This is a genomic window from Flavobacterium taihuense, assembly GCF_019351435.1.
Lineage (GTDB): Bacteria > Bacteroidota > Bacteroidia > Flavobacteriales > Flavobacteriaceae > Flavobacterium > Flavobacterium taihuense.
This window is the reverse complement of the sequence record NZ_JAHWYN010000004.1, coordinates 234,709-249,990: the sequence shown is the minus strand read 5'-3', so window position 1 is coordinate 249,990 and position 15,282 is coordinate 234,709. Positions and strand designations below refer to the sequence as shown.

Genomic DNA, 15,282 nt, shown 5'->3' with positions numbered 1-15,282 from the left:
TAGGAATAACTACTTTTCCTTTTAAACTTATTTCACTTCTTCCAAAACATCAATCTCCACCTTCAGATTCTTGATAATGAAATCTTGTCGGTCAGGGGTATTTTTACCCATATAAAACGACAATAATTGTTCTATAGAAGTGTTTTTATCCATCATAATAGGATCTAGACGAATCGTTTCTCCGATGAAATTCTTGAACTCGTCTGGCGATATTTCTCCCAATCCCTTAAATCGGGTGATTTCCGGTTTTGGTTTTAATTTTTCTATAGCGTCTTTTCGTTCTTCTTCAGAATAGCAGTAAATGGTTTCTTTCTTGTTTCGAACTCTAAAAAGCGGTGTTTGCAAAATATACAAATGGCCTTCCTTGATTAATTCTGGGAAAAATTGCAGAAAAAAAGTAATCAGTAATAATCGAATGTGCATTCCGTCGACATCGGCATCGGTTGCAATTACGATGTTGTTGTAACGCAATTTTTCTAATCCGTCTTCAATGTCCAGCGCCGCTTGCAATAAATTGAATTCTTCGTTTTCATACACAATTTTTTTACTCATTCCGTACGAATTCAAAGGCTTACCACGCAAACTAAAAACCGCCTGAGTATTCACATCACGGGATTTAGTAATCGACCCAGAAGCCGAATCTCCCTCGGTAATAAACAACGTACTTTCTAAGCTCTTAGGATTTTTGGTATCAGGAAGATGCGCACGGCAATCTCTTAATTTCTTATTGTGCAGATTGGCTTTCTTGGCACGATCTGTAGCCAATTTTCGAATACCTGATAATTCTTTACGCTCGCGTTCGGCTTGGAGAATTTTTCGCAACAAAGCATCGGCAGTTACTGGATTTTTATGCAAATAATTGTCTAGCTTTGTTTTTACAAAATCATTTACAAAGGTACGAACCGAAGGCATTCCGGGTTCAGAACCCATGTCAGTAGAACCTAATTTAGTTTTGGTTTGCGACTCGAAAACAGGCTCCATTACTTTGATGCTTATCGCACTCACAACTGATTTTCGTACATCTGAAGCTTCAAAACTTTTGTTGTAAAACTCTCTTATCGTTTTGACAATCGCCTCACGATAAGCAGCAAGATGTGTTCCTCCCTGTGTGGTGTTTTGCCCGTTTACAAAAGAGTGGTATTCTTCACTGTATTGTGTTTTGCTATGCGTCAAAGCCATCTCAATGTCATCTCCTTTGAGATGAATAATAGGATACTCTAAATCATCAGCATGTATGGTTTCTTCCAGTAAATCTTTTAATCCATTTTCGGAATAATATTTTTCTCCATTAAAAATTATCGTCAATCCATTGTTCAAATAACAATAGTTTTTAAGCATTTTAATTACATACTCAAATCTGAATTTATAATTTTTAAAGATTGTTTCGTCTGGAATAAAAGAGACTTTAGTCCCCTTTCGTTTTGTAGTTTCAATAATATCTTCTTCCAAAACTAAATTTCCTCCAGAAAACTCAGCTGCTTTTTGTTTGTCCTCACGAACGGATTCTACACGAAAAAAATGAGACAATGCATTTACCGCTTTTGTCCCGACTCCATTCAAACCAACCGATTTCTTGAAAGCCAATGAATCGTATTTACCTCCAGTATTCATTTTGGACACCACATCAATTACTTTTCCTAATGGAATTCCACGTCCATAATCACGAACAGTAACTGTTTTATCTTTAATGGTAACTTCGATGGTTTTACCAGCCCCCATCACAAATTCATCGATACAATTATCGAGAACCTCTTTTAATAAAATATAAATACCATCATCTGGCGAAGACCCATCACCGAGTTTCCCAATGTACATTCCGGGACGCATACGGATGTGTTCTTTCCAGTCGAGAGAACGGATATTATCTTCGGTGTATTGATTTTGATCTGACATTTTTACTTTTGTGGATTTTGTGCTAATGTAGTTGAAATCGAGAGAAAATAAAAATGTAAATTAGAGAAGTTATTAATAATTGCATTTCACAAAACAGTTTTCCATCGAATGAAAACCTATTCAAACTTTCATTTTTTTCTATGAAAACATTCAACTAATTCTATATTATAGATTCTTACGATAGCGATTCGAAAAGACATCTCTTTTGTATTTCATAACACTATAAATCTTCTAGCATTTCCTTTTTTAAAGGCTTAGTCATGAATTTTTTAACAATAGAATATTCAAATGCACGGTCAATATCATTTTGATCACTGGAAGAAGAAAGCATTAAAACTTCACAATGTTTATCTACGACTATAGGAAATTTAATTAATTCATCCAGAAACTCAAAACCATCCATCATAGGCATTCTGATATCCAGAAAAATTAACTCCGGAAATTCTTCTTTATCCTCTTTAATAGTTTCTAAGTATTCTAATGCCTCAACTGCAGTTTTTTTAATGGTGATTTTTTCTGCAATTTGACTTTTATTTATAGTATGATTCGTTATGTAATTGTCTATATCGTTATCATCAATCAATAATACGTGTTTCTTAGTCATGGGTGTTATTTATTATTTATTCGAAATAAAATTTATGTCCATTTATATTTTTTTTGACATTATTGAACTATGTATCTCTTTTCTCTAAGTATCATAATTATCAATCATGAATATGGATTACATAAAACTAATTCAATTTGTCAATTTGATTTGGAACCTCTACAATAAACTTAGTCCCTACTCTTAATTCGGATTCGACTGTTATTTTTCCTCCAAGTTTTTCGAGAGTTTCCTTAACAATATACAAACCGAGGCCTGAACCTGAAGAATGCGTGGTCGCTCTATAGAACATTTCAAATATTTTTTCTCTGTCTTTGGCAACTATACCAATTCCGTTATCTTTTATTATAAAAATCGCTCTGCTTTCATTATAACTTATTGAAAAATTCACAAACTGATTTTGTTTAGACAAATCCTTATATTTAATGGCATTAGAACACAGATTAGCTATAATTACACTCAATCTTCTGAAATCTGATACAAATTTTCCCTCTGATAGTATTTCAACTTCAAAATTTACATTTTCTATACCCTCCATAAATTTATGGTTTAATTGTATCGCTTGAGTTAATTTTTCAAAATCAATTACTTCTCTTGCTACCTCCATTCTCGCATTTCTGGAATAATGAAGTATCTCTTCGATAAAACCATCTAATTTTTCCACACTACCATTAAGCATTTCTAATCTATCATGCATTATGGTATCATTCGGTTCAATACCTTCTTTTGTAATATGAATAAGGCCTAACATCGATTTGAGTGGAGCACGCAAATCATGGGAAGCACTATAAACAAAACGATCTAATTCTGAATTAGCTTTTTTTAGTTCATCATTATAACGAATAAGATCATCCTCAAAGTTTTTACGTTCTGTAATATCTCGCATAATTTTTGAGGCTCCAATTATATTTCCCAACACATCTCTTATAGGCGAAACCGTAAGAGATACATCAATAATTTGCTGGTCTTTTTTTAATCTCTTGGTTTCATAGTGATCAACTGAATTCCCTTTTCGAATTTCTCCCAAAATCTTTCGTTCCTCCCCTCGCAGATCTAAGGGCAATAGCAAAGAAATATGCTTTCCAATAGTTTCCTCTGGTGTATACCCTAAAACTTTTTCTGCTCCTAGATTCCATGAAGTTATAATACCATCAATAGTTTTACTAATAATCGCATCATCTGATGAATTGACAATAGAAGCTGTTAATGCCAATTGTTCGTCAAGCTTTTTACGATTAGTTATATTTCTATAATTGATAATAAAGGCTCCAACATTTTCATTCTGCAGCAAGTTCAAAACAGTACCTTCAATCCAAATAATATGTCCCTCTTTGTGAATAATACGAAACTGATTTTGCATGGGAACTCCTGGAGAAAGAAATGATTTTTTATAAAATTTTTGTTGCTTTTCATATTCATCGGGATGCATAAAACTGAATACCGATTTTAGTTTTACTTCTTCAAAACTATAGCCTGAAATATTTTCGGATGAAGGACTTTGATATTCGATCTCAAATTTTTCATTAACTAAAATAATGGCATCACTTATATTCTCAGTCAAAGCCCGATGCTTTTCTTCACTTTGTTTTAATTTAACTTCAGCCTGTTTTTTTTCGGTTAAATCTGTCCCAAAAATCATTACATGCGTAACCTCATCATTCGTGAGCATGGGCACAAATCTTGATCGAAACCAACGACCATGACTTAATGCATACTCAAGTTCCAGATTCTCACCTGTTTCAAAGCATTTCTTTATAGCTTCTCTTGCAGATTGTTGGCTCTCTTCCGGTAAAACCGAAATACAATTTACCCCAATGAGTTGTTCAGGAGTCATACCCCCTGGGGTTCCTCTATTAATTAGTTCTATTTTATAGTTTTTATTGACATACAAAATAATATCAGGAGAATTCTCAAACTGTTTTTTAAACATTTCTGCGGCTCTCTTTTTTTCTGTTATTACTTCGGTAAACATGATAATACCGCCTATGTCACCTGTTGCTTTGTACCACGGATGAATATCCCATCTCAACCATTCAATATTCCCATCTTCTCTTACAAAAAAGTCTTCATTTTTACTTTCAATAGCTCCATTCAAACACCGTTGATGAATTTCTTTCCATTCCTGAGACAAACCCGGAAAAACTTCATAATGTGATTTACCAATTATCTGAAGACTTTCAATATTATAATCGGCCATCCATCTATTGCTAGCGGCTATGTATTTCATTTCAAGATCAAACATAGCCAATGCCGCAGGACTGTGTTCTATAAATAAAGTCATCTGAGCATTACGCTCCCCTAATTCGTTTTTATATCTCACCTGTTCAGTCACATCACGCCCCAGTGACAAAACTGCTGGCTGATTATTATAAACGATTTTGTGAGAAGCAATTTCCATCAACATCGTCTCACCGTTTTTTGCAAAATGAATCCAATGATTTTTACTTGTTATTATAGCTTCATCATTATTCAAAATAGTATCGGCAAAGTTTCTTATTCTTTCACAATCCTCTTGAGGACGATAATCCAAAACAGTCATTGATTTCCATTCCTCTCTACTGTATCCGTATTTTTCTAGTACAGCTTCATTTACTTCCTCTACTTTCAGGGTTTCCAAATTCCATATTATTATGTAAGCTGGATTATTATCAAACAGGTATCTGTATTTTTCTTCTCGTTTCTTTAATTCTTCTTTCGCTTTTATCTTATCTGTTACATCATTTGCAAGCGATAAAATAGCGGAACGATTATTATAAACTATTTCATGGGATGTAATTTCAACCAAAATTTTCTCTCCATTTTTTTTCAAATGATTCCTATACCCGTTAGTAACAGTTCTAGGACTACCTTTATCTAAAATCCGATCTCTAAAATTCTTAATTATCTGATGTTCCTCTTCTGGACGATAATCAAAAACTGTCATTTCCCCCCACTCTTCTATAGTATATCCATATTTTGTAAGCACAAGTTCATTGACTTCCAATACTTTGAAAGTTTCCAAATCCCATATAATTATTGTCGCTGGGTTTTTATCAAATAAATAACGGTATTTATCTTCTGATTCTTTAACTAGATTTTGTATTTTATTTTGTTCTGTAACATCTCGAATAATTGCAAAAAAACCTTTTCCCTCTATCAATCGATTACTAATTTCTGTATCGATTGCTGTTCCGTCTTTTCTCTTAATTTTTCTATAAAGTATTGCATATTTATCTTTCTTGATTTTTTCAATATCAAGCTTCTGTTTTTCTAATTGATCGGGAAATATTAAATCCGAAATTTTCATTTTTAAAAGTTCCTGCCTGGAATATCCAAATAATTTGCAGGCATGATCGTTTAAATCGCTGACTCTCGTGTCCTCATTCAATACAAGAATTGCTTCACCAGCATATTCAATTAGATTTCTATAATTCAAATCGCTTACAACTAATTTATCTTCATTTAAATTAAAACCATTAATAATAGCGCGATACTTTTTAATTAAATAAAAAGCAAAAGGAATTAGAAAAGCAAAAGCGATTATGAGTATGATCAAAAATTTATTGATATAAGCATCATAAGCAACCAAATCATCTTTATATATCTTTTTCCCAATTTGGACTTGTAAACGAAGTAAAGCACTTACCTCTGTTAAGACTGGACTTATTGTTAAAAACAATTCGTCATTAACAATACGATTTAAAGCAATAGCATCTTCTTTATCTAGAATATTTATTAGCTTTTCAACCTTAGTTGTTGATTTTTCCAACAAGAATGCCATTTTTTGGGCAATTTGTTTCTCTTTTGGGACAAGATAGCTAAGCGAATACGACTTCCAGTTGACAGTAATACTATCCTGAGCTTTTCTAATTTCTTTTCTTGCTTCTTTAAAGGTAATTTGTTTTGTATTTGCTTGTTGCGCTATTAAAAGTATGCTTGTTGAATAAAAACGAATATCTCCCAACTGATTCATTGGAAGTATTCTATCGGCGTAAAGTTCATGTGAAGTATTGTTTAGTTTTTTAATTTCTAAAACACCATAAACACCTAATGTTACAAGAAACAAGGACATAACAAATACCAATAAGGAGAATTCTAAGGATGCTTTTATCTTATTTATCATATCATAACTTTATTGTCTTACATACCGAATTTATAACACTTAAAAAAGAAAATTAAAATCAGTAAAATTTCATTAAAAGTTTACGAAAAAAAATTACTTTTAATAAAATAATGGTACAATTTAGTAAAATTTAATGAACAATTAAAAGGTCTTTATAATCTCTTGCAATTGTTTGTCTAATTCTGAATTTGAAATGACATTCACTTTAATATCAAAATTATCATTAAAACTTGGTAATGAGAAAACGGCTTTAATATCGGCAGTAAAACGGGGAAAATTGCTTTTGGCGATTTCTAAAACACTGGCTCCACCTCTGGCTCCGGGTGAAGTAGCCATCAACAACATTGGTTTATCCTGAAATATTTTTCCGTTTATTCTAGAACACCAATCCAAAGTATTTTTAAAAGCCGCACTGTAATTTCCGTTATTTTCTGCAAGTGAAACCACCAAAAAATCGGCAGTAGCGATTTTTTCTAAAAAGGCTTTCGCCAAAGGATGCTGGCCAATTACCTCTTCCTTATCAACACTGAATAACGGCATTTCATAATCATTTAGATCCAAAACCTCTACTTGGCCATTTTCAAACAAACCTGCAGCATAAGTGACTAATTTTTTATTAATTGATTTTTTACTTGGACTTCCGGCAAAGGCTATAATTTTCATATTATTATTTCTTAGGTTTTATCTATTTCTAAAATTTCTTTTATAACTTCAACTGAATATTCATTTGGAAAAATTTTACCGCCATATGTCTTTGCATACACTTTGGTAAATTCGGCTCCAAAGTAAAGAATTATAGCCGAATAATATACCCAAACCAATATAATTATTACTGATCCCGTGGCGCCATATATGGAACCAATGGTAGAATTACCCAGATAATATCCAATAGCAAATTTCCCTATCATAAATAATATTGCAGTACATCCAGCTCCAAAACAAGCATCTCTCCACTTTATAATTCCGTCTGGCAATGTTCGAAAAATAATGGCAAAAAGCAATGTGATTATGGAAAAGACAATTACTGAATTTATAAAATAAAATAAGTAAATCGTACTTTCTGGAAAATATAATTTCAACCTAGAATTTACTATATCCAATATGACATTTACCAATAAACTAACAATCATCAAAAATCCTAATGAAACAATCATCGAAAAAGACATCAATCGGTTTTGAATAAACTTTTTAAATCCTTTATTTGGTTTGGCACGTAAACCCCAAATATAATTGATTGAACTTTGAATCTCTGCAAAAACTCCAGAAGCTCCGATTAACAACATCGTTACACCAAATATAGTCACAAAAACATTACTGCCAGAAAGTTCAACATTCTTTATAGCACCTTGAATCTGAATAGCGGCATCATTCCCAACCAAACTTTTAATTTGACCATATAGCTGCCCAGTAACTGCTTCCTCCCCAAAGAAAAAACTGCAAATTGTAATGATAATAATTAAAAGTGGCGGTAGTGCAAAAATGGTGTAATAGGCCAAAGCCGCACTTAGTTTTATAGCATTATCATCGATAAATTCTAAAGTTGTGATTTTAAGCAAAAACCAAGATTTAGACAATAAGTCCTTATTCAGCATAATCTGTTTATTGAAAATTTATTCAAAGTTATGCAATGCTTTTTTCCAAAGTTTTATATAATTATTTTTAGTTTTTATAACTTTAAAAATACTTTTTTAAATTAAAATTCAATTTTAATTTAATTATTAGCCCAAAATAAATCTATAAAAAATCATCTATAAAAAAACCTGCAAAATGACTCTTGCAGGTTTCTATCTATTTTCTTTATTCTTTTCTCTATTTTCTCGAAACTATACATTAAATCTAAAGTGCATTACGTCACCGTCTTTTACGATATATTCTTTTCCTTCTACTTTGAATTTTCCGGCTTCTTTACATTTAGCTTCCGACCCGTATTGAACGAAATCTTCATAAGCAATTACCTCAGCACGAATGAAACCTTTCTCAAAATCGGTATGAATCACTCCTGCTGCTTGTGGAGCCGTTGCTCCAATGTTGATGGTCCAAGCACGAACTTCTTTAACACCGGCTGTAAAATAAGTTTGTTGTTTCAATAGTTTGTAAGCAGCACGAATTAAAACAGATGCTCCAGGCTCGCTCAATCCCATATCTTCAAGAAAAACTTGACGCTCTTCATAACTCTCCAATTCCGTGATATCCGCTTCGGCACCTACCGAAAGAACAATAACTTCAGCATCTTCATCTTTAACCAATTCACGAACTTGATCCACATACTTATTTCCCGTAACAGCTGAATTCTCATCTACATTACAAACGTACAATACAGGTTTTGCAGTAATCAATTGAAAACTTTCCATCAATACTTCCTCATCGTTACTTTGTGGAGTTACTGTTCTTGCAGATTTTGCCTGCAAAAGTGCTTCTCTGATTCTGTCCAAAAGTGCTTTTTCAGTCTGTGCTTCTTTATTTCCGGTTTTGGCAGCGCGATTTACCTTCTCTAAACGTTTTTCAACGGTTTCAAGGTCTTTTAATTGTAACTCAATGTCAATAGTTTCTTTGTCACGAATAGGATTTACATTTCCGTCAACGTGAACAATGTTATCATTATCAAAACAACGCAAAACGTGAATAATAGCATTACACTCTCTAATGTTTCCTAAAAATTGATTCCCTAAACCTTCCCCTTTACTGGCTCCTTTTACCAATCCAGCAATATCCACGATATCTACAGTGGCCATTTGAACACGCTCCGGTTTTACCAGCAATTCTAATTTTTCGATTCTTGGATCTGGTACATTCACTACTCCAATATTAGGCTCGATTGTACAAAATGGAAAGTTGGCACTTTGCGCTTTTGCATTCGATAAACAATTGAATAATGTTGATTTTCCAACATTTGGTAACCCTACAATTCCTGCTTTCATATTATGTTTGTTTACAAATAACAGTTGTCTACTACTTGTTTTTAGTAATTCCTTTTTTAAAGTTTGCAAATATAAGGCATAAAGACATTACTCCACAAATATTCGCCCTTCCTTTTCATTCTTTAGCTTATATAAAGCCTTGAGGCACTAAAATTATCACCTACATATTATAAAAAGAAGCATTTTAAAATAACTACGGATCTTTACACTAAGTATAGAAAGTATTTTTATAAATCTTAAAAATACATCTATGCTTGCGATATCATCGCTAAATAAACATTATTGATGATTGTTCAAAATCTCCTCCGTGAAATAGATATATCCAAAAAAAAGAAAACTCTAAATTAAACCTCTATAATTACCAATTGCTTTTTTTACAACAAGTATAAACACCTGAAATTACCGTATTGATAATTTTAAACCTCTTTTAAGACAAAATATAACATTATATATTTTTTATGTTAATATTTTGTTATATTAGCATAAATAATTAACCAATAACCAACCAAACTTAATTGATTATGAAAAAAATCACATTACTATTCTTTTTGCTAAATGCCACCTTTATGCTGGCCCAAAGAGAAGTTTCCGGAGTCGTGAAAGACAAAACAGGCACACCACTGCCAGGAGTTAACGTCCAGGAAAAAGGAACAAAGAATGGAGTTTCTACTGATTCGGAAGGTAGCTACAAATTAAGCGTAAATGAAGGAGCCACATTAATTTTTAGCTACATAGGATATAATACGGCTACAAGATCAGCTACAACTGCTATCATCAATGTTGATTTAGAAGAAGAAACTGGCGGACAAAAACTAGACGAAGTTGTAGTTACTGGTTCGAGAACATCGACCAGAACCAACACTACATCGGCATTACCTATTGATGTTTTAAGCGCCAAAGACTTGACCTCTACTGGGCAAGCCACTTTCGACAAAGCATTACAGTACAGAATTCCGTCATTTAACACTGTAAACACACCCGTAAATGACGCTACATCATTACTGGATCCTTATGAGATTAGAAACATGGGACCAAGTAGAACATTAATCTTAATTAATGGTAAACGTAAAAACCTAAGCGCTCTTGTTTATGTACAAACTTCACCAGGACGTGGTGAAACAGGAGCTGATATTTCTGCAATTCCTACTGACGCAATTGAAAGAGTTGAGATTCTAAGAGATGGAGCTTCTGCTCAATACGGATCTGATGCTATTGCAGGTGTAATGAACATTATCTTGAAAAAGAATAGCAACACAGGCTCAGCAACTCTTAGGACTGGTATTACAAGTGAAGGTGATGGAGAAACATTTGGATTAACCATAAACAACGGAACAACTGTTGGCGATAGTGGATTTGTAAATTACACTTTAGATTTCTCAAAAACGGAAATGGCAAATCGTCCAGGTACAGTAGATGCTGACGGAGAATTCAATTACTGGGGAGGTACAACTGCAGGTATAAATACTTTGCCAGATATTAAAAACTTTTTATCAAAACATCCTGATGCTGGAAACATAAACGGATCACCAGAAACAGCAGCCGCTAAATTCGTTATCAATGGTGGTAAAGACATCAATGATCACACACAATTCTATTATAATGCAGCCTATGTTTACAAAAAAGTTAATTCATTTGCCAATTATAGAACTCCATATTGGAGAACTACTACTGACTTCCCATATTTGGCATCTTTATTTGGTGATGGCACACCAGCTTCATATCAAGGATATGTGCCAAGTTTTGAAGGAGAGTTAAATGATTACAACGCAACTATTGGATATAAATTTGAACAAGACGGCTGGAATGCAGATGCCAGTTTTACAACAGGCGGAAACCAACAAAATTACACCGTTTCAAATTCCCATAACCGCTCACAAGAAGATTTAGATGGAGACCCTACAACTCCGGATTTTATTTATGCACCAGATCCGAACGTTTATAGTGGCCCAATTGATTTTAATCCAGGTGGCGTAGGTTTTACACATTATGTAGGTAACATTGACATCAACAAAAGATTATCTGATAATTTCAGTTTTGCTTTTGGTTCTGAGTTTAGAACAGAAACATTTGAAGTTAGAGAAGGAGACGAAGCCTCTTATATTGGACTTGGAGCCGATTCTTATCAAGGTAACAGACCAGAAAACTCAGGTAAATTTAATCGCTACAATGTTGGTTATTATCTTAGTGCTTCTTTGGATGCCACAAAAGATTTACTATTTGAAGGAACAATTCGTTACGAAGATTATAGTGATTTTGGAAATAAAACAGTATGGAAATTAAGTTCAAGATATAAATTTATCGATGACAAAATTACTTTGAGAGGATCTGTTTCTACAGGGTTTAGAGCTCCTACATTACACCAAATTTACACTCAAAAAGTACAATCATCATTTGCTGCTGGCGGAATTCAGCTAGAAGGAATCATAAACAACGTGTCATCTGCAGCTAGATTAAGAGGTGTTCCAAGTTTGAAAGCGGAAAGTTCAACCAATTACACAGTTGGTATAGGGATTAATCCAATTAAAAACTTTAGTGCTACTTTAGATTACTATTATATTAGTGTAAAGGATCGTATCGTCTTGGGTGATAAAATTACTTTTAGCCCTGGCAACATTCAATCCTTTTTCACAAATGCTATAGACACTAAAACATCTGGTTTAGACCTTGTGGCCAACTACAGAAATATAGGATTAGGAACAGGGAAATTAGCTATAAATCTTTCAGGAAACTATACTATTGAAAATGCTTTAGATGGCGATGTTAGAAATATTGCAAGTGTTGAAGCAGTAGATCAATCAGTATTTGGCAAAACTTCGGAGGCTTTACTACTTACTTCGCGCCCAGAGTTCAAAGTAATTCTTGGAGCTGACTATGAAATAGACAAATTCACATTTTCACTAAACAATACTGTTTTTGGACCTGCAAAATTCAAAAATGCCGATTTATACGATAAAAACCTTACTGTTGAGTTCTTAACGAAAATGGTAACTGATTTAGGAATTTCTTATAGAGCTACTGATAAAATTAGCTTAGCTCTAAATGTAAACAACTTATTTAATGTATTACCAGAATGGGAATTAAAATCAGACGGGTCTGCAGGAGCTGAAGCCATCATGAATGACCCAGCAACATTGAAAAACCAAATCAATGATTTAACCTTCAATGGCCGCTATTCTCAAATGACTTATGACGGATCTCATTTTAGTCAATTGGGAACAATGATGAATCTATCATTAAACTATAAATTCTAATTTGAATTCCTAAATTACAAAAGAGCTATCTTCGGGTAGCTCTTTTTTTTATTTCGTTTAATTCCTTAAATTTATACTCAACAATATATAACTATCATGGCAAATAATTTATATACTGGTAAAATGGCAGCTATTTTTGATGCCATGTACCAAACCTTTATCAATTATGATGAGGAATATGAGTTCTACAATGAATTAATTAAAGAAAAAAATTGTACATCCATACTTGAAATAGGAAGTGGTACTGGTAATTTAGCCAAACGTTTTCAAGAAAACAATCAAGATTATAAAGGTCTTGATTATAGCCAAAGTATGATTGCAATTGCCCAGGAAAGAAACAAGAATAGTCTTTTTATACATGGTGACATGCGTAATTTTGAACTAGAAAACCCTGTAGACGCTATTATTATAACAGGCAGATCCACGAGCTATCTAATCAACAATGAAGACATACTTGACACCTTTGAGTCCGTGTATAAAAATTTAAATCAAAACGGCGTTTTTATTTTTGATTTTATTGATGCTAATCGATTCATTCCCTTCATCAAAGAAAATCAATCCATACTCCATGAAGCAACATATGAAGGAATAAATTACATTCGAGAAAGCCATTGGAAAACCACTCCCCTGGAAAATTTCCTATTGAATTGGAGTGCACAATATTACAAGATTGTAGATAATGACAAAGAAATTCTACTGGATGATTTTTCTACCGTACGGGTTTTTACATTAAACGAAATAGAGCTTTTTCTATACTTAAACAATTTTGAAATCATCAAAACAATAGACAGAAAAACATATGCTTATGACACTTACGTGATTGTGGCTAAAAAGAATTTATAATTTTATTTATTATCTCTAATTCTTTAGCGGTAGGAGTCAAACCAGAAACATTCCAATAATCAGTCAATATAGAGTTTTTTATATTGAAAAGTGTTTTATCTTTAAAAACATCACTTTCCTTATAAGTAAAATTTTGAATATTAAAATTAGTCGTTACTAGATTATTCAATACTTCTATGTTTTTAATTTCATTACCTGCATTAATTTCATAATTAATCTCTTCCTTTGAACTAACTAGATAATAATTATTTAAGTCAATTCTATAATTGGTTTTAAACACAGACCTAATTAAATTTTTTGAACCTTTCTTGGTTTCTTCTTCGACTTTTGCTAATGAAATACCAGATACTTCAGCATTTACCTCAATTATCAATTTCCTTTTAACATCGTAAACAATTTTAAAATCATCTAATAACTCATCTGAACCTTCTACGGGGATTGCTAATATTTCATTATACTCTTCATTTACAGGAGATACCTTTACAATAAAAGAATATTTCTTTTTTGACTTCACATCCAATAATGGTCTCAAAGCCGAGAAAACATAATACTTCTCCATCATCACATTCAAGTTATACCCCAAAAGATCAGAACTAATTTCATCGTCTATTAAACCAAAAGATCGATTCTGTTCTACTAACAAAATCGATTTCACCTTTTTTTGATCTCTATATAATTGAAAGTTTATAAGCCCATCATTAAAATAGGCATAAGCTCCATTTAATTTAAAAAACTCTCTTGAATAAGCTTTCAATCTAGCAGGTACACTCAGTCTTTTAATTGAATTATCAACTAACTCTTTAACGATTTCTTGAGGGTGCTGTTTTGTTATGACTATATCATCAAGTCTATTTAGTTTACTTTTTAAATAGATAATATTTTCAGGCTGATTTAAAGAAGCCCATTTTATGTTGAGTGGCAAATATGATGAATGTGTCACTTTTACATTAGACCCTCCTTTCAGCTCAAAGACTACCGTTCCTTCTTTATTAGTCATCAAGACTTGCTTCGTTTTTAAAACTAAAACAACAGCATCTTCAATTGGCACATTAGAATCACTATCCAATAATATCAATGTTCTTTCATTATTTTGTGAAAAAACATTAAAACTTAAAAAAAACAGAATCAAAAAAAGGATTTTTTTCATATTCATTAAATACTAAAGAAAAAAAACTCAGAAATATTCTTCTAAAAATAGAAAAAAAAATTAACAAAACCCAACTTTAAAAAAACATTACAAACAAAAAAACCTGTATAAAAATACAGGTTTTGCATGTCTTTAAACTATAAATACACTATTCGTTGTGCAAGAAAGCTTGTCTGTTTAACAAAGTCTCTTCAGACTCTACATGATTGTCATCAGGAATACAACAATCTACAGGGCAAACTGCAGCACATTGTGGTTCATCATGAAATCCTTTACATTCAGTACATTTACCAGGAACTATATAATAAATTTCATCAGAAATTGGTGTTTGTGCCTCATCAGAATCCACTTCTGTACCATCTGGCAAAATTACTTTTCCTTTCAGTTTTGTACCATCTTTATATCTCCAATCATCTGCTCCTTCATATATTGCTGTATTTGGGCACTCTGGTTCACAGGCTCCACAATTTATGCATTCATCGGTTATTATAATTGCCATTTTCTGTTTTATTTTAGGGTTGAAA

Annotated in this window: 10 protein-coding genes; 2 read left to right on the top strand and 8 right to left on the bottom strand. The window is 32.5% G+C overall.

What is annotated here, in order from left to right:
- Positions 1-27 precede the first annotated feature (27 nt).
- The 6 genes from KZH69_RS06365 to ychF form a co-directional block, all read right to left on the bottom strand.
- Positions 28-1,893 carry a DNA topoisomerase IV subunit B gene (locus KZH69_RS06365; protein ID WP_219316609.1) on the bottom strand — a complete coding sequence of 622 codons (1,866 nt, stop codon included), beginning with the start codon at positions 1,891-1,893 and terminating at the stop codon, positions 28-30.
- A 220-nt stretch (positions 1,894-2,113) separates the two neighbouring features.
- A complete protein-coding gene (locus KZH69_RS06360) occupies positions 2,114-2,497 on the bottom strand; it encodes a response regulator (RefSeq protein WP_219316608.1) in 384 nt (127 codons plus the stop codon).
- Between the two features lie 127 nt (positions 2,498-2,624).
- Positions 2,625-6,599 (bottom strand): PAS domain S-box protein, encoded by a 3,975-nt coding sequence (locus KZH69_RS06355; RefSeq protein ID WP_219316607.1) that lies wholly within the window; start codon positions 6,597-6,599, stop codon positions 2,625-2,627.
- A 141-nt stretch (positions 6,600-6,740) separates the two neighbouring features.
- Positions 6,741-7,262, bottom strand: a complete 522-nt coding sequence (locus KZH69_RS06350) for an NADPH-dependent FMN reductase (protein ID WP_219316606.1) — start codon at positions 7,260-7,262, stop codon at positions 6,741-6,743.
- An 11-nt stretch (positions 7,263-7,273) separates the two neighbouring features.
- Positions 7,274-8,191 (bottom strand): YihY/virulence factor BrkB family protein, encoded by a 918-nt coding sequence (locus KZH69_RS06345; protein WP_219316605.1) that lies wholly within the window; start codon positions 8,189-8,191, stop codon positions 7,274-7,276.
- A 231-nt stretch (positions 8,192-8,422) separates the two neighbouring features.
- The gene (gene ychF / locus KZH69_RS06340) at positions 8,423-9,517 is read right to left on the bottom strand and encodes a redox-regulated ATPase YchF (protein WP_219316604.1); all 1,095 of its coding nucleotides are present in this window, start codon (positions 9,515-9,517) and stop codon (positions 8,423-8,425) included.
- Positions 9,518-10,038: 521 nt separating this feature from the next.
- Between ychF and KZH69_RS06335 the strand changes: the two genes are divergently transcribed.
- Together KZH69_RS06335 and KZH69_RS06330 are read left to right on the top strand one after the other, a co-directional pair.
- Positions 10,039-12,768 carry a TonB-dependent receptor gene (locus KZH69_RS06335; RefSeq protein ID WP_219316603.1) on the top strand — a complete coding sequence of 910 codons (2,730 nt, stop codon included), beginning with the start codon at positions 10,039-10,041 and terminating at the stop codon, positions 12,766-12,768.
- 96 nt (positions 12,769-12,864) lie between these two features.
- The gene (locus KZH69_RS06330) at positions 12,865-13,611 is read left to right on the top strand and encodes a class I SAM-dependent DNA methyltransferase (RefSeq protein ID WP_219316602.1); all 747 of its coding nucleotides are present in this window, start codon (positions 12,865-12,867) and stop codon (positions 13,609-13,611) included.
- Here the strand turns inward: KZH69_RS06330 and KZH69_RS06325 are convergent.
- Both KZH69_RS06325 and KZH69_RS06320 read right to left on the bottom strand, forming a co-directional pair.
- Positions 13,595-14,758: a hypothetical protein gene (locus KZH69_RS06325; protein WP_219316601.1), complete on the bottom strand. Its 1,164-nt coding sequence runs from the start codon at positions 14,756-14,758 to the stop codon at positions 13,595-13,597. The genes KZH69_RS06330 and KZH69_RS06325 overlap by 17 nt on opposite strands.
- 148 nt (positions 14,759-14,906) lie before the next feature.
- Positions 14,907-15,257, bottom strand: a complete 351-nt coding sequence (locus tag KZH69_RS06320; RefSeq protein ID WP_173503964.1) for a 4Fe-4S dicluster domain-containing protein — start codon at positions 15,255-15,257, stop codon at positions 14,907-14,909.
- Positions 15,258-15,282: the final 25 nt, after the last annotated feature.

What these genes read in the sequence shown, in the direction of transcription:
- KZH69_RS06335 (WP_219316603.1), top strand. Translation starts at nt 10,039, where the DNA reads ATGAAAAAAATCACATTACTATTCTTTTTGCTAAATGCCACCTTTATG.
- KZH69_RS06345 (WP_219316605.1), bottom strand. Translation starts at nt 8,191, where the DNA reads ATGCTGAATAAGGACTTATTGTCTAAATCTTGGTTTTTGCTTAAAATC.
- KZH69_RS06355 (WP_219316607.1), bottom strand. Translation starts at nt 6,599, where the DNA reads ATGATAAATAAGATAAAAGCATCCTTAGAATTCTCCTTATTGGTATTT.
- KZH69_RS06320 (WP_173503964.1), bottom strand. Translation starts at nt 15,257, where the DNA reads ATGGCAATTATAATAACCGATGAATGCATAAATTGTGGAGCCTGTGAA.
- ychF (WP_219316604.1), bottom strand. Translation starts at nt 9,517, where the DNA reads ATGAAAGCAGGAATTGTAGGGTTACCAAATGTTGGAAAATCAACATTA.
- KZH69_RS06350 (WP_219316606.1), bottom strand. Translation starts at nt 7,262, where the DNA reads ATGAAAATTATAGCCTTTGCCGGAAGTCCAAGTAAAAAATCAATTAAT.
- KZH69_RS06360 (WP_219316608.1), bottom strand. Translation starts at nt 2,497, where the DNA reads ATGACTAAGAAACACGTATTATTGATTGATGATAACGATATAGACAAT.
- KZH69_RS06325 (WP_219316601.1), bottom strand. Translation starts at nt 14,758, where the DNA reads ATGAAAAAAATCCTTTTTTTGATTCTGTTTTTTTTAAGTTTTAATGTT.
- KZH69_RS06365 (WP_219316609.1), bottom strand. Translation starts at nt 1,893, where the DNA reads ATGTCAGATCAAAATCAATACACCGAAGATAATATCCGTTCTCTCGAC.
- KZH69_RS06330 (WP_219316602.1), top strand. Translation starts at nt 12,865, where the DNA reads ATGGCAAATAATTTATATACTGGTAAAATGGCAGCTATTTTTGATGCC.